19 protein-coding genes and 1 pseudogene are annotated in these 20038 nt (G+C 70.5%); 14 read left to right on the top strand and 6 right to left on the bottom strand.

The features are described from left to right. The gene (locus ASG80_RS02570) at positions 1–543 is read right to left on the bottom strand and encodes a hypothetical protein (RefSeq protein ID WP_056728119.1); all 543 of its coding nucleotides are present in this window, start codon (positions 541–543) and stop codon (positions 1–3) included. A 123-nt stretch (positions 544–666) separates the two neighbouring features. On the opposite strand from ASG80_RS02570, the gene ASG80_RS02565 reads away from it, so the two are divergent. From ASG80_RS02565 to ASG80_RS02540, 6 genes and pseudogenes are all read left to right on the top strand, one after another. Beyond that, a complete protein-coding gene (locus ASG80_RS02565; protein WP_056728118.1) occupies positions 667–1590 on the top strand; it encodes a 2-hydroxyacid dehydrogenase in 924 nt (307 codons plus the stop codon). A 91-nt stretch (positions 1591–1681) separates the two neighbouring features. After that, positions 1682–2668: a serine hydrolase gene (locus ASG80_RS02560; protein WP_056728116.1), complete on the top strand. Its 987-nt coding sequence runs from the start codon at positions 1682–1684 to the stop codon at positions 2666–2668. Positions 2669–2785: 117 nt separating this feature from the next. Next, positions 2786–4744 carry a CHAT domain-containing protein gene (locus ASG80_RS02555; RefSeq protein ID WP_082589668.1) on the top strand — a complete coding sequence of 653 codons (1959 nt, stop codon included), beginning with the start codon at positions 2786–2788 and terminating at the stop codon, positions 4742–4744. 21 nt (positions 4745–4765) lie between these two features. Continuing rightward, positions 4766–5167 (top strand): CU044_2847 family protein, encoded by a 402-nt coding sequence (locus tag ASG80_RS02550; RefSeq protein WP_056728114.1) that lies wholly within the window; start codon positions 4766–4768, stop codon positions 5165–5167. Between the two features lie 275 nt (positions 5168–5442). Beyond that, a pseudogene (locus ASG80_RS24835) lies at positions 5443–5712 on the top strand (CHAT domain-containing protein); the annotation flags it as partial. A gap of 379 nt (positions 5713–6091) precedes the next feature. Continuing rightward, positions 6092–6652, top strand: a complete 561-nt coding sequence (locus ASG80_RS02540; RefSeq protein ID WP_056728109.1) for a hypothetical protein — start codon at positions 6092–6094, stop codon at positions 6650–6652. A gap of 49 nt (positions 6653–6701) precedes the next feature. On the opposite strand, the gene ASG80_RS02535 is transcribed toward ASG80_RS02540, so the two are convergent. After that, a complete protein-coding gene (locus ASG80_RS02535; protein WP_056728108.1) occupies positions 6702–7478 on the bottom strand; it encodes an IclR family transcriptional regulator in 777 nt (258 codons plus the stop codon). Between the two features lie 284 nt (positions 7479–7762). Here ASG80_RS02535 and ASG80_RS02530 point away from each other — a divergent pair, with 284 nt between their 5' ends. The 4 genes from ASG80_RS02530 to ASG80_RS02515 all read left to right on the top strand — a co-directional run bounded on the left by ASG80_RS02530 (position 7763) and on the right by ASG80_RS02515 (position 11087). Then, the gene (locus ASG80_RS02530) at positions 7763–8137 is read left to right on the top strand and encodes a nitroreductase family deazaflavin-dependent oxidoreductase (RefSeq protein ID WP_056728106.1); all 375 of its coding nucleotides are present in this window, start codon (positions 7763–7765) and stop codon (positions 8135–8137) included. Continuing rightward, positions 8134–9135 carry an aldo/keto reductase gene (locus ASG80_RS02525; protein WP_200952470.1) on the top strand — a complete coding sequence of 334 codons (1002 nt, stop codon included), beginning with the start codon at positions 8134–8136 and terminating at the stop codon, positions 9133–9135. Before ASG80_RS02530 ends, ASG80_RS02525 begins: the two co-directional genes overlap by 4 nt. Before the next feature lie 165 nt (positions 9136–9300). Then, positions 9301–9894 carry a DJ-1/PfpI family protein gene (locus ASG80_RS02520; RefSeq protein WP_056728102.1) on the top strand — a complete coding sequence of 198 codons (594 nt, stop codon included), beginning with the start codon at positions 9301–9303 and terminating at the stop codon, positions 9892–9894. A gap of 152 nt (positions 9895–10046) precedes the next feature. After that, positions 10047–11087: an NYN domain-containing protein gene (locus tag ASG80_RS02515; RefSeq protein WP_056728100.1), complete on the top strand. Its 1041-nt coding sequence runs from the start codon at positions 10047–10049 to the stop codon at positions 11085–11087. A gap of 15 nt (positions 11088–11102) precedes the next feature. Here the strand turns inward: ASG80_RS02515 and ASG80_RS02510 are convergent, their stop codons facing one another. Beyond that, positions 11103–11774, bottom strand: coding sequence for a DUF1707 domain-containing protein (locus tag ASG80_RS02510; RefSeq protein WP_200952469.1), 672 nt, complete (start codon positions 11772–11774; stop codon positions 11103–11105). Between the two features lie 122 nt (positions 11775–11896). Here ASG80_RS02510 and ASG80_RS02505 point away from each other — a divergent pair, with 122 nt between their 5' ends. Together ASG80_RS02505 and ASG80_RS02500 are read left to right on the top strand one after the other, a co-directional pair. Beyond that, positions 11897–12637 (top strand): FadR/GntR family transcriptional regulator, encoded by a 741-nt coding sequence (locus ASG80_RS02505; protein WP_056728095.1) that lies wholly within the window; start codon positions 11897–11899, stop codon positions 12635–12637. 12 nt (positions 12638–12649) lie between these two features. After that, positions 12650–14020, top strand: a complete 1371-nt coding sequence (locus ASG80_RS02500) for an alpha-hydroxy acid oxidase (protein ID WP_056728093.1) — start codon at positions 12650–12652, stop codon at positions 14018–14020. 48 nt (positions 14021–14068) lie between these two features. Here the strand turns inward: ASG80_RS02500 and ASG80_RS02495 are convergent, their stop codons facing one another. Continuing rightward, positions 14069–15283 (bottom strand): amidohydrolase family protein, encoded by a 1215-nt coding sequence (locus tag ASG80_RS02495; RefSeq protein ID WP_056728091.1) that lies wholly within the window; start codon positions 15281–15283, stop codon positions 14069–14071. Between the two features lie 32 nt (positions 15284–15315). Here ASG80_RS02495 and ASG80_RS02490 point away from each other — a divergent pair, with 32 nt between their 5' ends. Continuing rightward, positions 15316–16101, top strand: coding sequence for a creatininase family protein (locus ASG80_RS02490; protein WP_056728089.1), 786 nt, complete (start codon positions 15316–15318; stop codon positions 16099–16101). A 25-nt stretch (positions 16102–16126) separates the two neighbouring features. Here the strand turns inward: ASG80_RS02490 and ASG80_RS02485 are convergent, their stop codons facing one another. Further along, positions 16127–17488, bottom strand: coding sequence for an amidohydrolase (locus ASG80_RS02485; protein ID WP_056728087.1), 1362 nt, complete (start codon positions 17486–17488; stop codon positions 16127–16129). A 2-nt stretch (positions 17489–17490) separates the two neighbouring features. Beyond that, positions 17491–18540: a LacI family DNA-binding transcriptional regulator gene (locus tag ASG80_RS02480; RefSeq protein ID WP_056728085.1), complete on the bottom strand. Its 1050-nt coding sequence runs from the start codon at positions 18538–18540 to the stop codon at positions 17491–17493. Between the two features lie 265 nt (positions 18541–18805). Between ASG80_RS02480 and ASG80_RS02475 the strand changes: the two genes are divergently transcribed. Next, positions 18806–20038, top strand: a complete 1233-nt coding sequence (locus tag ASG80_RS02475) for an ABC transporter permease (protein WP_056728083.1) — start codon at positions 18806–18808, stop codon at positions 20036–20038.

Here is a 20038-nt window from a genome sequence, read left to right as displayed (position 1 = left end):
TCAGTGCGCGTGGGCGAGCTGCTGGAGGCCGATGACGGCCACGCCGAGTCCCATGAGGATGCCGAGCGCGATCAGCTGCTTCCACCATTCGACGTTCGTGCGTCGCACCGCGACGTACCCGATCAGACCGAGCGTGAGGATGTAGAGGATGCTCGATGCGCGCAGCGCGTCCTCGAGCTCGAAGACGCCGACCCATGCGAGCACGAGCAGGACCAATGGGACCGACGCCGACGCGAGCGCCTCCCCCGCGACGCGCAGCATGGTGATGAGCTGCGCGCGACTCGGGAATCCGGCATGGACGGCGAGGTGGGCGACGACGTCGGCGACGAAGCCCGCAGCCGTGATGCCGGTGATGCCGACGAGCAGGGCCAGGGTGGCCTGGGACGCAGCCAGGTGCTCGACGTTGCCCAACTGCACCAGCACGATCGCCAGGCCGGTGAAGGTCGCGTAGACCCGCTCCTTCAGTGCCTGCGCCCGCTCTTCGACGGGCCGGCCGGCCCATCGGTCGCGCCGCCCGCGGCTCGTCGGCGAGACCGAATCCATCGATCCGTCTCGGGGTGCCGCCGCGTCATCCGGTCGCGGCGCATCGTGCGGGGAGTCCTCATGCTCCATGAGCCGAAAGCTACCAGCCCGGGCGCGCCGCATCCCGTCTGGAAGGATTGACGCATGACCGACCCCCTACTCGTGTCCCTGCCCGGCCGCACGCTCCGCGACGCGATCGGCACGCTCCCCGACGGCGTCGAGGTCGTGCGCTGGGACATGGACTCGCCCGCGCCGGCCGACCACCTCGACCTCGTGGTGCCGCCCTACATGGGCACGGCCGACCGGCTCCGCAGGCTCGCCGGCGTCACCACCCGGCTCGTGCAGTCGCAGTCGATCGGCTACGACCACGTGGCCGACGCGCTGCCGCCCGGCCAGGTCTTCGCGAACGCTGCGAGCGTGCACGAGACGTCCACCGCCGAGCTCGCGCTCGCGCTCGTGCTCGCGGCACAGCGCGGCATCCCCGACTTCGTGCGCGCCGCGAACGAAGGCCGCTGGGCGCCCGCGCGGCACGAGAGCCTCGCCGACCGACGCGTCCTGCTGCTCGGCTACGGCGGCGTCGGCCGCGCCATCGAGGCGCGCCTCGCCCCGTTCGAGGTCTCGCTCACCCGCGTCGCGAGCCGCGCCCGCGACGACGCGGCCGGGCACATCCACGGCATCGACGAGCTGCCTACGCTGCTTCCCGAGGCCGACATCGTGATCGTCGGCGTGCCGCTCACCGACGGCACCACCGGCCTCGTCGACGATGCGTTCCTGTCGGCGCTGCCAGATGGCGCCCTCGTCGTGAACATCGCCAGGGGCAAGGTCACCGTCGCCGACGCGATCCTCGACCACGCCACCCGCGGACGCCTGCGGTTCGCGCTCGACGTCACCGACCCCGAGCCGCTGCCCGAGGGGCATCCGCTCTTCGCGCTGCCGAACGTGCTCATCACGCCGCACGTGGGCGGCGCCTCGACGGCGATGATGCCCCGCATGGCACGGCTCGTACGCGAGCAGATCGAGCGGATGCTGCGCGGCGACGAACCCCTCAACGTCGTACTGCGCACCTGACGCATCCGCACCCCGCGCCGCGATCCCTCGCCGGTCGCCGTGCCCGACCCGACCCAGCACGCTGCCCACCCAGCCCCCGAGAGGATCCCGGATGCCACGCTTCGACCACGCCTTCGACTGGGCCCGTCGCCAGGTCGACGACGGACCGCTTCCCTCTGCCGTGCTCGGCGTCGCCACCGCCGAGGGCATCGTCGCGCTCGACGCGTTCGGCGTGGAGCGCGGGCGCGCGGCATCCGTCGACGACCATTACCCGCTGTTCTCGGTGACGAAGCCCATCGTGGGACTCGCGGCGATGCGGCTCATCGAGCAGGGACGGCTCACGCCCGAGACGCCGTTGGCGCAGGCAGTGCCCGAGTTCGGAGCCGGCCGCGACGACGTGGTGCGGCTGCGACACCTGGTGAGCCACACGTCGGGCATCGTCGAGCCGCCGATGGATGCGCCGGAAGGCCTGCGCCCATCGCTGCTCGTGCCGGGCCGCGACTTCGCGGCGGGCACGGTGTCGCGGTACTCCACGATCGCGTTCGAGGGCATCGCCGCGCTCATCGAACAGGCGGGTGGAGCTCCGTGGGAGCGCGCGGTTGCCGACGTCGGCGAGCGCGCCGGTGCCACGGGCTTCACGTTCGACGCGGACGCGAGCCAGCACGAGGTCGTCGACGCCGCCGAGCAGGGGCTCGACTACGCGCGCTTCGCCGCGCTGCGGCATCCGGGGGCCGGGCTCCTCGGCCGCGCGGCCGACCTGCTCGCGGTGGGCAGTGCGCTGCTCGCGGGCGGCGGCGCGCTCGTCTCAGCCGTCGGGTACGAGGCGATGCTGCGACCACTCACCGCGGGCCTGCCGAAGCTCGAGCCGTATGTCGAGAGCCGGGGGCAGGATTGGGGGTTCGCGTGGAACCTCCGCCACTCCGCGCCAGGGCTGCTCGCGCGCGACACGTACGGCCACGGGGGCTGGGCGGGCTGCGAGTTCTGGATCACGCCGTCGCGCGGCGTCTGCTTCGCGCTGCTCACGAACCTCGGTGGCGGCTTCGGTCGGTACGGCGTCGACGGTGACCAGCTGCACAACGCGATCGCCGCCGGCGCGTGAGCGGGCCCAGCGCAACCTGACGGGGGCCGGCGCGATCTCCTCGGCGCAATCCGAACTCGAGGAGAATTCAGGGTAACCCCTATTGCGGGTGCCAGCGCGGCGGGACAATGTTCGCACATGGACAGCGTGATGGAGTTGGAGATCGGGCCCGGCCCCGAAGCGGGCTCCTACGTGGTTCGCGTGCTGCGGTCGGTCGGCGGCGGAGAACCGACCGAGACCATCACGCTCGACCTCGACGACCTCGTGAACCGGCGGCCCCACCTCGAAGCCAGCGTGCTGTCGTCGTCGGTGTCGGCACGTCGCGTGATGTCGGACACGGAAGCCGCGATCCAGGATGTCGGCAGGCGGCTCTTCGAGTCCGCATTCACGGGCAGCATCGCCAGCGCCTACCGCACGAGCATGGCCGTCGCATCCGAGCGCGGCAGGAGCGTGCAGATCGCTCTGCGGCTGACCGCTCCGGGCCTCGCCGCCCTCCCGTGGGAGGCGCTGTACGACCCGGAGACGCAGATCTACCTCTGCCGCAAGGAGCCGCTGGTGCGGAACGTGCCCGCACCCTACTCCCCGTCGGTGCTCGAGGTCGCTCCCCCACTGCGCGTGCTCGGCATGATCTCGTCGCCCCGCGGACTGCCTTCGCTCGACATCGACGACGAGCGCGAGCGCCTCGAGCAAGCCCTCAAGCCGCACCTCGACTCCGGACGCGTCGAGCTGCACTGGCTCGAGGACGTGTCATGGGACGGCGTGCACGCCAAGCTGCTCGAGCAGGAGTGGCACGTGCTGCACTTCATCGGCCACGGGGCGTACGACACCGACACCGACGAGGGCGTGCTGGCGTTCGTCGGACGAGACGGTCGCGCCGACTACGTCGCAGCGTCGAGCCTGGCCGACCTCCTCGACGAGGCTGACCCCACCCCGCGGCTCGTCGTGCTGAACTCGTGCCAGTCGGGTGCGGCCGGCACCTCCGACCTGTTCTCCGGCACCGCCGCCGCCCTCGCGCACAGCGGCATCCGCGCGGTCGCGGCGATGCAGTTCTCCATCAGCGACCTCGCCGCCATCGCGTTCGCGCGGGGCTTCTACACGGCGCTGGCGTACGGCCGCGGCATCGACGAGGCGGTGCGGAGCGGCCGCATCGGCATCCTCGGCATCGGGCGGGGCACGCTGGAGTGGGTCACACCCGTGCTCTACCTCCGCGGCGACGACGCGCGCCTGTTCGACGTGGCGCCCATGCCGGCGGCGCCCCCGCCGCGTCCGTCGACCGAGCCGGCCACGGTCGCGGGGCCGGTCCCCATCATCACGGGTGCAACGGATGCGGTGATGCCACCGCGGGTCGCGACCGCGCCGGTCGCGCACGCCGCTCCGACGGAGACGACGGATTCGGCGGATGCATCCCATGCAACGGCTGCGGCACCTGCGAGTGGTCAGTCCGGTCCGCCGACTGCAGGTGGTCCGTCCGCGCCCCCGCCTCCCGGGCCTATGAGGGTGCCCACGGTCGTGTCCCGCCCGCCGAGCCCGCCCGACGGCGGCGACGGCCCGCCGCCAGGCCTCACGCCCGCGGCATCCGGACCGCACCCTCCGGCCAAGCGCCCGGCGCGCTGGAAGCCGTGGCTCGTCGTGGGCATCATCGCCGCTGTCGCGGTGGGCGGCGCGATCTCTGCGCTCGTGATGCTGCAACCGGGTGGCGCCGGGGGCGGTTCTGACGACGGCGGCTCGTCGAACACCGCACAGGTCGTCGTCCCCATGTACGAGGACTGGACGGGGGCGAACTCCTGGTGCAACCAGGGTGACACGTTCGAGATCTCGGTGGAGGGGAGGGCCTGGCACGACGGGACCCCGGAATCGGAGGTCGGCCCCGACGGCCTGACGAACGGTGAGTTCCCCGAGGGGCGAGTCCTCGCGGACGCGAACACCGCATCGGTCATCGGCGGACTCGACAGCATCCCCGAGATGTTCTACGTGGGAACCGGCACGACGTACGAATGCCCGGCGGCCGGCAATCTGTACCTCGGCATCAACGACACCAATCTCGAGGGCAACAGCGGCGAGTTCGATGCGACCGTCACCCGCCACGATCGCCAATAGGACACGTCGACGGAGGGCGCCATGCAGCGGATCGCGATCTTCACGACGGAGGACGGCGGCGAGGTCGCCATCCAGGTGGCTGATGACGGTGTCGTACCGGGCGTGACGGTCAGCGGCGCATCGGGCGCGCAGCCCGAGGGACCCACCGTCCGCGGCATCCCCGACGGCCAACTCTCGACGCGCGGCATCCCGAGCGGGCGCCTCGTCGAGCGCACCCAGCAGAGCCTCGACGAGGTGCTCTCTCGCGCCCGACCCGCGGTGACGGCACTCCTCCGGCAGGTGCGCGAGCAGGAGGACGCCCCCGACGAGCTCGAGGTGGAGTTCGGGATCCAGATCAGCCTCGAGGTCGGCGCCTACATCGCCGCAGCGAGCTCGACGGCGAACTTCCGCGTCACGATGCGGTGGCTCTCCCAACCGAGGTGAGGAGTCGATGGACACGGCGATGGAGCTGGAGATCGGACCGGGGCCCGAAGCGGGAACATACGTCGTGCGCGTCCTGCGTTCCGTCGGCGGTGGCGAACACTCGACGTCGATGAGCTGGTCGGCCGGAGGCCGCTCGTCGAGGCCAGCATACTCTCGTCGTCCGTGTCCACGCGCCGCGTCGTGTCGGACACCGAGGCCGCCGTGCTGGACGTGGGAGTCCGGATGTTCGAAGCGACGTTCTCGGGCGACGTCCGCACCGCCTACAGAACTCCGGCACGGCCGCGGCCCTCGTGCACAGCGGGATCCACGCGGTGGCGGCGATGCAGTTCTCCATCAGCGACACCGCGGCGATCGAGTTCGCCCGCGGCTTCTACGCCGCCCTCGCACACGGGCGGGGCATCGACGAGGCGGTCCGGAGCGGCCGCATCGGGATCCTCGGCATCGCGCGGGGGCACGCTGGAGTGGGTCACCCCGGTGCTGTTCCTGCGCGGCGAGGACACGCGGCTCTTCGAAGTCGCGCCTGTTCCGTCGCAGGAGCAGGATGAGCAGCAGAACGATATGCCGTCGCAGGAGTACGACCGCGAGCCAACGGACGACGTGCCCCCGCGGGAGCACGACGAGGAGGAGCCGGGTGCCGCGCCGGCACCGCAACGCGAAGATGAACGGGCGGGGGATGTCCCGGTCCCGGTGACCCCCTCCCGCGCACCAGTGGAACCTTGGTGGACCACCTCGTCGAAGGTGACCCGGCCAGTGCGACCACCGCGGCCGCTGCCGGTGAGCGGCCCGCCGGGCGGGCGGCCGTTCCCAGTGTCCTCGGGTCGGCCGCGGTGCTCCGGACCCCCGACCAAGACCCGGGGCGATCAGGCCCCGACAGCCGGCGGACAGCCCCGTCGACCCACCCGGCGATGGCTGCCTTGGCTGGTCGTGAGCCTGATCGCCAGCGTTGCGATCGCATCAGCCGTCACCACGGTGTTCATGCTTCGTCCGGTCGACGACACCGGTGTCGCGGGCTCCTCTGAGACATCCGGCCTGCTCGAGCCGATCCCGTCGGATGAGCCGATCCCGTCGGATGAGCCGATCCCGTCGGATGGGCCGCAGACCGATGTTCCGGTTCCCGGGGTACTCGTGGATGAGGTCACGGTGCACCTGGACGACGCCGACTGGACGCCGACAGCGGTGCACTGCGTCGCCCAGGAGCGGTTCTACATCTCGGCGAGCGGCGAGGGGCGCCACGACGGCGTATCCGTGGGGCCCGCCGGACTCACGGATCCGGATGCCGTATCACACGCATACTACGAAGGCATCCCGACCGCCGCGGTCATAGCCACCCTCAACGACGCCAACGTCGTGGAGCCGATCGGCTCGGGCGCGTACTACGAGTGCGCGACGGAGGGCGACATCCGGGTGAGCATCAACGACTACCTGAACCTCGAAGCGAACGATGGCGAGTTCACGGTGCGGATCCACGAGGTCTCTGCCGAGTAAGGCGCCGATCCGGTTCGCACTCCGGCCACCCGACTGGCATCGGGAATGCTCACCTCGCGAGCCGCGCCGACACCTGCCACGCGCCGCGCCGCACGACGCGCTCGAGCTCCCTCGCCCGCGACGACAGGTCCTTCGCCGAGACCGAGAGCGAGACGGCGCCGACCGTGCGTCCGCTCGCGCTCCGGACCGGCGCGGCGATGCACGCGAGCTTCGGCAGGTACTCCTCGACCTCGACGGCGAGCTGCTGCGCGCGCACCTCGTCGAGCTGATCGCGCAGCGCCGCGGCATCCGTGATGCTCGACGCCGTGAGCCGCGCCGGCGTGTGTCGCTCGAGGAAGCGTGCGACGCCGGCGTCATCGCGGGAGGCGAGCATGAGCTTGCCGAAGGCCGTCGCGTGCGAGGCCTCGGAGAAGCCGACGTGCAGCTGCGCGATGCGGGGGTGTGCCGGTGAATCCGCGATGTGCGCGACCGCGATGTCGTCGCCGCGGAACACCGTGAGGTAGGCGGGAGCGTGCACCGTCTCGTGCATCTCCCGCAGCACCGCCCGCACCGGTTCCGTCGCCACGAGCTGGTACTGCAACGCCCTCCCGAGCTGGTCGACCGCGCGACCGAGGATGTACCGGTGCTCGCCGGGCTGGTGGGCGAGGTAGTCCTGCCGCTGCAACGTCGCGAGCAGGCGATACGTCGTCGACTGGCCGAGCCCGAGCGCGGCGGCGACCTCGGCCGCGGTGAGGCCCGAGGGTTCCGCGCCCACGAGCTCGAGGATGCGCAGCACGCGCTCGGCCGACTGGATGCCCACGCCGCCGTGGCGCTCCCGTGCGCTCATGGCGATGATGCTACGCCGCGGTGGCGCTGGTGCTCTACGTGGCGGTGGTGCCCATCCGCCAACTTGACGTAGACAGACCTGTCTGCCAAGATGCACTCCTAAGTAGACCGACCTGTCTGATCAGGAGGTGTGGAATGCGTATCGCAGTGCGCGGAACGGGTCCCGCCCCTACCGAGCCGTCGTGCGCGCTCATGCCCTCGAACTGGCCGGTGCGGTCGTGTTGATGCCATCGTCCGGGCAACGAGACGACACCTCAGACCGGTCATGACTCGGGTGACACCGCCATGAGTTCGGCCCCGGACCTCGACCGCTTCGCCGTCATCGTCCTGACCACTGTGGGTCGAGTGACGGGACGCCCCCACAGCATCGAGATCTGGTTCGCCCAGCGCAACGACACGATCTACCTGCTCTCCGGTGGTGGTGACCGCTCAGACTGGGTCCGAAACCTGGTCCAGACACCGACGGTGACGATCCGGGCCGGTTCTACCGTCCACACCGGGACTGCCCGGATCGTGGCCGAACCCGATGAAGAACGTCTCGCTCGAGACGCCGTGTACGCCAAGTACGCCTCACGGTACGGCGGTGACCTCACCCGATGGCGCGAATCGGCTCTCCCCGTGGCCGTCGACCTCCACGGCGACGCACCACCTCCCGCATGACCGAGCGCACGGGAATCGAACCAGAAGGGAAGACCATGGAACATACGGCGACGCTGGGTCGCAGCGATCTGAGGGTTCCGCGACTTGGGGTCGGAGCGATGACATGGGGTGAGGCACGGGGGCTTGCTCGCCTGCACCCGGCCAAGACGGCCTACGGAGGCGCCCACGGACGCGAAGAGGAGAAGCGCGCGCTCGAGGCGAGCCTGGAGGCGGGTGTGAACCTGTTCGACACCGCCGCCATGTACAGCGGTGGCGCTTCCGAGCGGCGTGTCGGCGAGCTGGCACAGGGCAGAGATGTCTTGGTCGCAACCAAGTTCCCGTCTGGTTTCCGTTTTCGAGCCGAAGGATTCCCCGAAGAGCTGGAAGCAACTCTCGCCAGGCTGGGACGCTCCACCGTCGATCTCTACCAGCATCACTTCCCGACTAGACGGGTGTCGATCCCCGACCTGATGGAACAGCTGGCGGACGCGGTCGAGGCGGGGAAGGTGAGAGCGGTCGGCGTCAGCAACTACTCGGCGGTACAGATGCGCCAAGCCCATGCCGCTCTCGCCCGACGTGGCATCCCCCTCGCATCCAACCAGGTTGAGTATTCACTCCTGCACCGACAACCCGAGACCGATGGAGTTCTCGACGCGTGCCGTGAGCTCGGAGTCACACTCATCGCATACACACCCATGGCGGGCGGTCGGTTGACGGGGAAGTACTCGGCCCAGAACCGGCCCAGCGGCTTATTCAGACGGGTTCTACCGATATACCGCCGCAAGGCGCTGGAGGCCATACAACCCGTGACCGGACTGCTCACCGAGATCGGCGATCGGTACTCGAAGACTCCAAGTCAGGTCGCGTTACGGTGGCTGATCGAGAACCCGGTCGTGCTGCCGATCCCGGGCGCCAAGGACGGCAACCAGGCCAGAACCAACGCAGGCGCCCTGGCCTTCTCACTGACGCCGGAAGAGGTCGACGCACTGAGCCAGGCAACCCTGGCGTGGACGGCATAGTCGGGGTAGGCCCGCTCGGCATGGCGTAGGGCGAAGCCCGGAACCGCGCGGAACGGCTCGGGGCGCCGATCCGGAGGTCGTTTCGCACATAGTGCGAAGCCCAGGTGACGGCGACGGATGCCGCGCGCAGAGTGGGCGTACCAGACCGCACAGAGAGGTGCATCCATGTCCAAGATCCTCATCCTCACCGGCGACGCCGCCGAGACGCTCGAGGTGTTCTACCCCTACCACCGCCTGCAGGAGGCGGGCTTCGAGGTGCACCTCGGCGCCCCCGAGGCGCGCAAGCTGCAGTTCGTCGTGCACGACTTCGTCGACGGCTTCGACACCTACACCGAGAAGCTCGGCCACACCTGGCCCGCGGATGTCGCGTTCGCCGACGTCGACCCCGCCGACTACGCGGCGATCGTGGTTCCCGGCGGCCGTGCCCCCGAATACATCCGCAACAACGAGGACGCGAAGCGCATCGTGCGCCACTTCTTCGAGACCGACCAACCCGTCGCCGCTACCTGCCACGGACCGCTGCTGCTTGCAGCGGCGGGCGTGCTGCAGGGCCGCACCTCGTCGGCCTACCCCGAGCTCGCGATCGACGTCGAGACGGCCGGCGGCGTGTTCGAGAACGGCGGCGGCGTGGTGGACGGACGGCTCGTCACGGCTCGCGCCTGGCCCGACAACGGCACCTGGATGAAGGCGTTCCTCGAGGTGCTCGAAGCGGCCGGCGTGCGCGCGGACGGCGAGCTCGCAGCGGTTTCCGCGAGCTGACCGCCGCGGGTTGAGGAGCCCGCGCAGCGGGCGTCTCGACACCCGCGTCACTGGACAGCCGGGTTTCGAGACGCGCCTTCGGCGCTCCTCAACCCGCGATGCTCAGCCGCCGGGCCTACCATCGAGGTGATGCCCCTCGACGGAAGGTCGACATGCCTACCTCGGCAGAACCCCGCGTGGCCCTGTACTTCGATTTCGACAACATCGTCATCTCGCGCTACGACCAGCTGCACGGCGACGGCGCCTATCGCAAGGACACGTCACGCGGCAAGGCCCCAACCGCCGGCACGCAGACCGCCGCCCGGCTCCTCGCCGCGACGGTCGACGTCGACGCCGTGCTCGACTTCGCGGCGACGTTCGGCACGATCGCGATCGCCCGCGCCTACGCCGACTGGTCGACGCCGATCAACGCGAGTTACCGTGGGCAGCTCATCGACCGGGCGGTCGACCTGGTGCAGCTCTTCCCCTTGTCGGCGACGAAGAACGGCGCCGACATCCGCCTCTCGGTCGACGCCGTCGAGGACATGTTCCGCATCGACGACCTCTCCCACATCGTCATCGTCGCGGGCGACTCCGACTATGTCGCCCTCGCGCAGAAGTGCAAGCGCCTCGGCCGCTACGTCGTCGGAATCGGCGTTGCCGGCGGCACGAGCCGTGCGCTCACGGCATCGTGCGACGAGTACGCCGACTACGACGCCCTGTTGACGACGGATGCCGCGGTCGAGCAGGACGAGGCCGCCGCAGGCGAGCCGCCGGCGGCATCCGCTCCCGAGGCGCCCAAGACCCGACGGGCCACTCGCGGTGCGGGGAAGGCCAAGGCGACGGATGCCGCAGCACCGGCGCCCGCAGCCGGCGCCGCCGCCGAGGCGCCCGCCGCAGCGCAGGCCTCGGGACGATCGGGGGCGACCGCGCCCGCCGTGCACTTCGCCGACGGCACGGACGCAGCTCCGACCTCGGGAACCCGGAATCCCGGGCGCCTCATCCTCAAGGCCCTCGAGCTGCTTCGCGCGAAGAACGACGAGGAGTGGCAGCCCTCGGGTGCGGTCAAGAACCAGATGCTCCGCATGGACCCGTCGTTCCAGGAGCGGAAGCTGGGATTCGGCTCGTTCAGCGATTTCGTGAAGTCGCGGGGCGGGGTCGTCGAGCTCGACGAGGCCGGCAACCGCATCCGCATCCGCCCGAAGAAGGGCTGACCCCCGGCTTCCGCATCAGCGGCGAGATCGGCGGTCGTTGGCGCCCGGGCCGTAGATGATGATGCCCGCGATCGGGATGATCAGGAACCACAGCCACGCCCAGATGAACCCGCTCAGAAAGCCGGTGAGGAAGAAGAGCCCGATCGCCAGGAACGGCGTGAGAGCCATGATCGTGTCGCCGATCCGGCCGCCGAGCGCTCCCGACGTGCGGGCCCCGTTCGGCGGGCGGCCCGGTACGTAGATGATGATGGCCGCGACCGGGATCACCAGGAACCACAGCCACGACCAGACGAAGCTTCCCTGGAAGCCGAACAGGAGGAAGAGCCCGAGGGCGATGAACGGCGTGAGCGCCATGATGGTGTCGCCGACCCAGCCGCCCAGTGCCCGCGAGCCGCCGGATGACGGCGCAGGTGCCCGATACCAGAAGTCGGGAACGACGGTTGGGTCCGCTCCCATCTGCGGTGCCGTACCGCCCGTCCGTTGCTGCGTCTCCGGGAGATCCGCGAACAGCGGCACGAGGTCGCCGCGTGTCACGGCGGTGCGCGCCGCGGCGGCGCGATCCGTGTATTCGGCCGGTGTGAGCCGGCCCTCGGCCTGCGCGGCGGCGAGATTCGCGACTGCGTCATCGCGCTCTGCGTTGCTCAGGCGCTCTGCCGGACGATCGGGATTCGCGTAGCTGCTGGTCACCACCCCAGCGTCCCACAGCCGATGCGCAACGCGACAGGGCCGAACGACCCGCCGCCTCGTGTGGTCTGACCACATCTGCTACTGTGGTCAGACCACACAGTGCAGCGAGAGGAACGGACGGCATGGCAGCTGACACGTCCGCCGAGCCGCGCGCCTGGGAGATCGTGCTCGAGCACATCGAACGACAGCTCCTCTCGGGCGAACTCGCCCCCGGCGATCGGCTCCCCGGCGAGCGCGCCCTCGCCGCCGAACTCGGCGTCGGCAGATCGAGCGTGCGCGAAGCGCTGCGAGTGCTGGAGGTGCTCGGGCTCATCCGCACGCACACGGGCTCCGGGCCGAGCGCCGGCGCCATCATCATCTCCACGCCCGGCGGCGGCATGAGCGCGCTCATGCGACTGCAGGTCGCGGCGAGCGGATTCCCGGTCGCCGACATCGTCGCGACCCGCCTCGTGCTCGAGGCATCCGTCGCGGGCGATCTCGCCGCGGCATCCGCCACCGATCACCGGCCCGACCTGGCCGGTGCCGAACGCCTGCTCGACGCCATGGACGATCCCGGCCTCACCGCCCCCGAGTTCCTCGCGCTCGACGCGGCGTTCCACCTCGCCCTCGCCGAGGCATCCGGCAATCAGGTGATCACCGCCACAATGGCGGGCCTGCGCAGCGGCATCGAGGGCTACGCGCTCGCGGGGCTTGCCCGCATCGAAGACTGGCACGCGACTTCCGCCCGCCTGCGCAGCGAGCACCGAGCGGTCGTCGCCGCGATTCGAGCAGCGGATGCCGCGGCCGCGCGCACCCGCATGCACGACCACATCTCGGGGTACTACGCCGAGACGTCTCCCGACCCCGCACGCATCCCCGCCTGAGAGAGAGCACCCATGGTCCAGCGCCAACTCCCCAACGTGAGAGAGCTCACCGAGCTCATGAAGTTCAAGAAGCCGACGCTCAACGCCACCGACCGGCGGCTCGAGAAGGCCCTGACGATCGCCGACCTCCGCGCCATCGCGAAGCGCCGCACGCCGAAGGCGCCGTTCGACTACACCGAGGGCGCGGCGGAGGGCGAGCTGTCGCTTGCGCGGGCCCGGCAGGCGTTCCAGGACATCGAGTTCCACCCGTCGATCCTGCGCAACGTGCCGGTCGTCGACACGACCCGCGAGGTGCTCGGCGGCCCGAGCGCGCTGCCCTTCGGCATCGCACCGACGGGATTCACCCGCCTCATGCAGACCGAGGGCGAGGGCGCCGGCGCGGGCGCCGCCGGCGCGGCCGGGATCCCGTTCACCCTCTCGACGCTCGGCACGACCTCCATCGAGGACGTGAAGGCGGCGAACCCCGACGGCCGCAACTGGTTCCAGCTGTACGTGATGCGCGACCGCGAGATCTCGTACGGGCTCGTTCGGCGCGCGGCATCCGCCGGCTTCGACACCCTCTTCTTCACGGTCGACACCCCCGTCGCCGGCGCACGCCTGCGCGACAAGCGCAACGGCTTCTCGATCCCGCCGCAGCTCACCCCTGGCACCGTGATCAACGCGATCCCCCGCCCAGCCTGGTGGATCAACTTCCTCACGACCCCCAAGCTCGAGTTCGCATCGCTGTCGTCGACGGGCGGCACCGTCGGCGAGCTGCTCGACTCGGCAATGGACCCGACGATCTCGCTCGAGGACCTCGACGTCATCCGCGAGATGTGGCCCGGCAGGATCATGATCAAGGGCGTGCAGACCGTCGAAGACGCGAAGATCCTCGCCGGCAAGGGCGTCGACGGCATCGTGCTCTCGAACCACGGCGGCCGGCAGCTCGACCGCGCACCGATCCCGTTCCACCTGCTCCCGCACGTCGTGCGCGAGGTCGGCGCCGACATGGAGGTGCACCTCGACACGGGCATCATGTCGGGCGCCGACATCGTCGCGTCGATCGCGCTCGGCGCACGCTTCACGCTCATCGGCCGTGCGTACCTCTACGGGCTCATGGCCGGCGGACGACGTGGCGTCGACAGGACGATCGAGATCCTCCGCACCGAGATCGTGCGCACCATGAAGCTGCTCGAGGTCGCCACGCTCGACGAGCTCGGCCCGCAGCATGTCACCCAGCTGGCGCGGCTCACGCCCATTGCGAAGCCGGTGGCGGATGCCGCGGAGGCGGCGGCCTCGTCGAAGCCGCGCACCGTGCGCACTCCGCGGTCGACCGCAGCGACGAAGCAGGCCGCGTCGAAGCCGGCGTCTGCGAAGCCGTCGTCCCGGAGCGTCACGAAGTAGCCAGCGGCATCCGGTCAACCGGGCGGAGTTCGATCCGGAGGGGTGAACTCAAGCGGGTGCGACGGCGAGGTTCCCGGCGACGACTCGACCGCGGGACACGACCGCGACGATGCCGCCGGGGTCGAGATCGGCGAGATCGAGCCAGGGTCGCCCCCGCATCACGACGAAGTCTGCAAGCATCCCGGGTTGCACCCGGCCCAGTGAGGAGCCCCGCCCGATCGCCGCCGCCGCGCGGGAGGTCGCGGCCTGCAAGGCACGCTCGGCGCTCCAGCCGAACACCTCCGCCATGCGCCGCACCTCGTGCATCTGTTCGCCGAACTCGACGTGCGACCCGTTCGCGTCGGTGCCGAGCACGAAGTCGACGCCAGCGTCGGCCGCGGCCCGCAGCAGCGCGTCGCGACGCTCGACGAGCTCGGCGGCCTTCTCCTGCTGCTCGGGCGAGACGCCGCGACCGGCCGCGATCCGGTCGTTGATGAGCAGGGTCGGCGCGACCGTCACACCGGCCGTCGTGAGCCGAGCCGCCTGCGGAGCGCCGAGGAGCGTACCGTGCTCGATCGAGTCGACCCCGGCCGCGAGCGCGATCTCGATGCCCTTCTCGGTGTGCGCGTGCGCCGCGACCCGCATGCCGAGCGCGTGCGCCTCGTCGACGATGGCGTCGATCTCGGCGCGAGTGTGGTTGCGCCAGCTCGCCTTGTCTCCCACGGACAGGACGCCGCCGGTCGTGGCGATCTTGATGCCGTCGGCGCCGTCGCGGGCGAACCGCCGCACGAGCGCCCGGCAGGCATCCGGTCCGTCGGCGACAGGCTTGCGCTGAGTGACGGCCGGCGGGGTGAACAGGTCGCCGTGCCCGCCGGTCATCCCCACCATGCCGTGCGCTTGCACCCGCGGGCCGTCGATGAGCCCGGCGTCAAGCGCCCGGCGAAGCGAGAACTGGATGTCGTCGGCCGCGAGATCGCGCAGGGTCGTGACGCCTGAGCGCAGCGCGCGCTGCGCGTGCGCGAGCCCGTGCAGGGTCTGCTCCTCGGGGCGCGTGGTGAGCGGCCAGCTGAGGAAATCGGCGTGCCCGTCACCCGCGTAACCGATCAGGTGCACGTGCGTATCGATGAGGCCGGGGATCACGCTGAGGCCGCACGCCTCATCCGCCGCGGCGGGGGTCGCCGCAACCACGTGACCGTCGTGTCCCGTGGTGCCCCAGTGCAGGTCGACGAGGCCGACGGCGCGATCTCCGTCCCACAGCTCGACCCCGTTCAGACGCTCGGTCATCGGCACTCCTCGGGGTTGCGATCACTGGTTTCATGGAAGCGTCCGCGACGATCGGTCGCGGCCCGACGACGCAAGAGGAGCCCGCCACCGTGCTCGACGCCTATCGCACGCCCTGGACGGATGTCGCCGCGCACCTGTCGCGCCCCGCATCCGTCGCGATCCTGCCGTTCGGAGCCCTCGAGCAGCACGGCCCGCACCTGCCGCTCGGCACCGACACCGCCACCGCGGCGGAGGTCGCGCACCGCCTCGCCGAGAGACTCGACGCCGTACTGCTGCCGCCCGTCCACTACGGCGACACGTGGAACAATGCCGGGTACCCGGGCACCGTCTCGCTCTCGACGGCGACCGTCGTCGCGATCGCCACGGACCTCGGCCGGTCGGCGGCCGCGGCGGGCGCCACGCGATTCATCGTCGTGAACGGCGATTGGGGGAACCGCCTTCCGCTCGCCCAGGCCATGCGGGCACTCGAAGCGGAGGGGGTCGTGCGCGCGATCGCCCTCGACTATCCGGGCATGGATGCCGCGATCGAGGCTGTGCGCGAGAGCCGACCGGCCGCGCCGGGACTGAATCACGCCGAGGAAGCCGAGACCTCGATCATGCTGGCGATCGACCCGACGGTCGTGCGCCTCGACCGTGCCGCGCCGGAGTACCCGAGCTTCCCGAGCGACTTCGGCACGCGGCCGATGCAGCTGCATCGCTTCTCGGCGAGCGGGGTGTTCGGCGACCCCGCGCCGGCCACCGCGGCGAAGGGCGAGCACATCATCGCCGCGACCGTCGAGTCCTCGCTCGCAGTGCTCGCCGACTTCATGGCGGAGTGACCCGGGCCTCTCCCGGCGGATGTGCTCACGCATCGTAGCTCTGGATGCTCGTGCCGTGACTGCGGTCGGTGAGGCGAGCCAGCCGAGAGGCGAGGTCGTCGATGATCGCGCCGACGTCGACGGTCAGCACCCGCTTGTCGCGCATGAGCACCCTGCCGGCGACGATCGTGGTGTCGATATCGTCGGAGCGACCGCTGTAGACGAGCGTGTTCGCGAGGTCGTGGATCGGCTGAAGGCGCGGCGCCCGGAGGTCGACCAGCACGAGGTCGGCTTGGTGACCGGGGGCGAGCCGCCCGATCGTACCGGTGAGGCCGAGCGCCGCCGCGCTCTCCGTGGTGGCGTGGCGGAGCGCGGTCCGCGCCGGCATGAACGTGGGGTCGCGTTCGACGGCCTTCGTGACGAGCGTGAGATACGTCATGGACTCCCAGACGTCGAGCGTGTTGTTGGACGCGGCGCCGTCGGTGGCAAGGCCGACGGGCACGCCGGCTGCCGCGAGCAGTCGAATCGGCGTGGTGTCCTGACCGTGCTTGAGATAGCCCTTCGGGGCGCTGCCGACTCCGACCCGATCGGCCGCGCTCAGGGCCGGAAGGTCCTCCGGGACGATGCCGACCCCGTGCGCGATGAGCGTCTGCGTGTCGAGCAGGCCGGCGCGGCGGAGCGCCTCGATCGGCGTGTACCCGAGCCGTTCGAGGCTGTGCCGGGTCTGCGTTCGACTCTCCGACGCGTGCACGTGCACGAGCAGGCCGTACTCGTGCGCTGCGGCGGCGGTCGCCGCCAGGTCCTCGTCGCTCACGGTGTAGGTGGCGTGCGGGGCGAGCGCCGTCGTGATGCGACCGCCCGCGGCGCCCCGGTGGTCGAGTGCGCGCTCCAGCGACTGCTGGATCCCCGCGGCGCCATCCGTCGAGAAGTACGTCGAGCCGAGCACCGCACGGAGCCCCGAGGCATCCACGACCCTCGCGATGGCGTCGATGTCGAAGTAGTGGTCGGCGAACGTCGTCACCCCGCTGCGGATCATCTCGGCCACGGCGAGCCAGGTGGCGACCTCGACATCCTCCTCCGTGAGGTTGACCTCCATCGGCCAGATGAACTCATTGAACCAGCGGTCATCGGGCACGTCCTCGGCCACACCGCGGAACATGACCATCGGCGAGTGCGTGTGGCAGTTGATGAAGCCCGGCATCGCGAGCTTGCCGCGCGCGTCGATCACCTCGACCGCGGCGGGCGTGGAGCCGTCGGATGCCTCGATCGCCGTGATGGTGTCGCCGTGGACGACGATGCGCTGGTCGTCGGCGAACCGGATCTCGCCGGCGGCGTCGTGCAGGAGCACCGTCGCACCGGTGATGAGCAGGTCGGCGGGGCCGCGTTCGTCGTTGCGCCCGTCAGGCATGGCTACCTCGATTCCTTGCGTTCGGTCGGCGACGCACTGGCCCGGGGCGGCGCCGTCGAGTCTCGCACGATCAGCTCGACGGGCAGGACCGTCACGTCGTCGCCCATCGGCAGGTCATCGGTGAGCGCCTGGAGGAGGAGCTCCGCCGAGCGTCGGCCCATCTCCTGGCCCGGCTGCCGTATGGTCGTGAGCGCCGGCCGCATGCCACCGGCGAGCTCCACGTCGTCGAAGCCGACCACGGAGACGTCTTCAGGCACACGCAGCCCCGACTCCTCGAGCCGACGCACCGCGCCGATCGCGATGTCGTCGTTGCCGGCGAGCACCCCGGTGAACGCGACGCCGTTGCCGAGCAGGCTGTCGACGAGGCGCGCCGCCGAGTCCCGGTCGAACGAACCGTGCAGCACGAGGGCATTCGGGAAGAACTCGGCGAATCCGCGGACGCGCTCGGTCGTCGAGTGCAGTGGCACCGGTCCAGCGAGGACGACGACCTTGCGGTGGCCGAGTTCGTGGAGATGGCGTGCGGCGAGACGGCCGCCATCGAAGTTGTCGCATGCCACCGTCGGCACGGAGGGGACGTCGGGGAGTTCCTCGTCGGCGAACACGAGCGGAAAGCGTCCGGCAAGGCCTCGAAGCTCGTCGCGGTCGACCGCCACGTCACTGCCGACATAGACGAGGCCGTCGATCGTCTGGTCCCTGAGGAGGCCGAGATACCGCCGGCCGGTCGCGACATCGGACTGGCTGCTGCTGCAGAAGATCACGCCGTAGTCGTACGCCCGCGCCGTCTCCTCGACGCCCTTGGCGATCCTCGCGAAGAACGAGTGCGTGATGTCGGGGACGACGAGGCCGATGAGCAGGCTCCGCCCGGACTGGAGTGAACGCGCCGCGGAGGCCGGCACGTACCCGGCTCGCTCGATGATGGCGCGCACTCGTTCGGCCGTCGCCGGGTTCACCGGGCGCTTGCCCGAGAGCACGTGCGACACCGTGGTCGAGCTCACGCCGGCGAGCCTGGCGATCTCGCCCATCGTGAGCGGGCGCTCGAAACCGGCGGTCATCACCCTCCAACGGATGCTCCTTGCAAAGCGCTTTGCAACGCACGGCCGCGCGCTGTCGCGAGCCATTCTGCACGATTCCGTCGCGGTCCGCACCCAACCTCACCTCCCGACGGTGCGGTGTTTCGCTGATGTTTCAGGCGAGCAACGAACGGATTGAGATTGGAGCAACTGCGTCGTGCGGGTGCAAACGCGTTTGTATGCTCAGTGCTCATCGCCTCCCCACGAGTGCGAATCCGACATCGGTACAAAGCGCTTTGCACGCTTGGTGCCGGCCACGCAGGAGGCATCCGTGAAGGACTTCGACGTCGCCCGACTCGTGCAGCGCGTAGCCGTCCCGGTGCTCGCGGTGATCTTCGCGCTCATCGTCGGCGGCTTCCTCGTCGCCGCCTCGGGCTACCCGCCCGCAGACGCCTCCTTCACCGTCATGCAGTCGGCGTTCAGCTGCTCCCCCGCGTACTGCAACTTCGCGACGGTGCTCACGACGGCGGCGCCGCTCATCCTCACGACACTCGGCGCCATCCTCGTGCTGAGCGCGGGGCTCTTCAGCATCGGCCAGGAGGGCCAGTACGGGCTCGGGGGACTCGCGGCCGTTGTCGTCGGCTACGCCATCCCGCTGCCCGAGGGCCTGCACGCGGCCGCAGCTCTGCTGGCCGGCGCCATCGCAGGCGCCGCGGTCGGTGTCATCCCGGCGGTCTTCCGCATCTTCCTCGGTGCCAACGAGCTGATCGTCAGCATCATCCTGAACTCGATCGTCATGCTCGTGCTGAGCTATCTCGTGAACTACCCGCTCAGGCAGTCCGGAGGCAGCGCCTCGTACACCGAGGTCGTCGACGAGACCGCGCGGCTGGCGGTCTTCGACCCCGCGACGAAGCTCGGCATGAACATCGTCATCGCGCTCGCCTTCGTCGTCATCGTCTGGGTCTACTTGAGGCGGAGCACCTGGGGCTACGAGCAGCGGATGGCCGGAGCCGCGAGCGCGTTCGCCCGGTACTCGGGCATGCGCACGAGGGTGGCGGTGATCCGCGCCGCGGCGCTCGGCGGCGCGCTCGCCGGCATCGGCGGAGGCATCCAGGTCATCGGCATGAACTATCGCGTCATCGACGGCTTCATGGACGGCACCGGGTTCAACGGCCTGACGGCAGCGATCCTCGGCGGAATGACGGTATTCGGCGGCGCACTCGCCGCGCTGTTGTTCTCGGCGATCACAGTCGGCGCGGTCAACGGGCTCCAGATCATGATGGGCATTCCCCGCGAGATCGGCGCGACCGTGCTCGCCCTCATGATCGTGTTCGTCTCGGTGCAGGCGCCGCTCGTCGAGCGCCTCGAGCTGTGGCTGAGCAAGAAGCGCGGTGCGGCCGAGATCGCACGGCGGGCTGCCGAATCGCCGGATGCCTCGCCGCCGACAGCGGCGCCGCCGCCCGATCGAACGGATGCCGCGTCATCCCTCTTAGCGTCGACGGCAGCCGGGGCGCCCGCGCCCGGCCTCGAGGAGGCCTGA

The sequence above is a fragment of the Agromyces sp. Soil535 genome (assembly GCF_001428255.1).
Lineage (GTDB): Bacteria > Actinomycetota > Actinomycetes > Actinomycetales > Microbacteriaceae > Agromyces.
The sequence above is the reverse complement of the archived record's forward strand: the minus strand, read 5'-3'. Positions and strand labels throughout refer to the sequence as shown.

Excerpts from the sequence above, each read along its gene's own strand:
- ASG80_RS02490 (WP_056728089.1), top strand. The coding sequence starts at position 15,316 with ATGGAAGCGTCCGCGACGATCGGTCGCGGCCCGACGACGCAAGAGGAG.
- ASG80_RS02500 (WP_056728093.1), top strand. The coding sequence starts at position 12,650 with ATGGTCCAGCGCCAACTCCCCAACGTGAGAGAGCTCACCGAGCTCATG.
- ASG80_RS02560 (WP_056728116.1), top strand. The coding sequence starts at position 1,682 with ATGCCACGCTTCGACCACGCCTTCGACTGGGCCCGTCGCCAGGTCGAC.
- ASG80_RS02565 (WP_056728118.1), top strand. The coding sequence starts at position 667 with ATGACCGACCCCCTACTCGTGTCCCTGCCCGGCCGCACGCTCCGCGAC.
- ASG80_RS02550 (WP_056728114.1), top strand. The coding sequence starts at position 4,766 with ATGCAGCGGATCGCGATCTTCACGACGGAGGACGGCGGCGAGGTCGCC.
- ASG80_RS02570 (WP_056728119.1), bottom strand. The coding sequence starts at position 543 with ATGGATTCGGTCTCGCCGACGAGCCGCGGGCGGCGCGACCGATGGGCC.
- ASG80_RS02525 (WP_200952470.1), top strand. The coding sequence starts at position 8,134 with ATGACCGAGCGCACGGGAATCGAACCAGAAGGGAAGACCATGGAACAT.
- ASG80_RS02535 (WP_056728108.1), bottom strand. The coding sequence starts at position 7,478 with ATGAGCGCACGGGAGCGCCACGGCGGCGTGGGCATCCAGTCGGCCGAG.
- ASG80_RS02480 (WP_056728085.1), bottom strand. The coding sequence starts at position 18,540 with ATGACCGCCGGTTTCGAGCGCCCGCTCACGATGGGCGAGATCGCCAGG.
- ASG80_RS02505 (WP_056728095.1), top strand. The coding sequence starts at position 11,897 with ATGGCAGCTGACACGTCCGCCGAGCCGCGCGCCTGGGAGATCGTGCTC.
- ASG80_RS02530 (WP_056728106.1), top strand. The coding sequence starts at position 7,763 with ATGAGTTCGGCCCCGGACCTCGACCGCTTCGCCGTCATCGTCCTGACC.
- ASG80_RS02485 (WP_056728087.1), bottom strand. The coding sequence starts at position 17,488 with ATGCCTGACGGGCGCAACGACGAACGCGGCCCCGCCGACCTGCTCATC.
- ASG80_RS02555 (WP_082589668.1), top strand. The coding sequence starts at position 2,786 with ATGGACAGCGTGATGGAGTTGGAGATCGGGCCCGGCCCCGAAGCGGGC.
- ASG80_RS02495 (WP_056728091.1), bottom strand. The coding sequence starts at position 15,283 with ATGACCGAGCGTCTGAACGGGGTCGAGCTGTGGGACGGAGATCGCGCC.
- ASG80_RS02520 (WP_056728102.1), top strand. The coding sequence starts at position 9,301 with ATGTCCAAGATCCTCATCCTCACCGGCGACGCCGCCGAGACGCTCGAG.
- ASG80_RS02515 (WP_056728100.1), top strand. The coding sequence starts at position 10,047 with ATGCCTACCTCGGCAGAACCCCGCGTGGCCCTGTACTTCGATTTCGAC.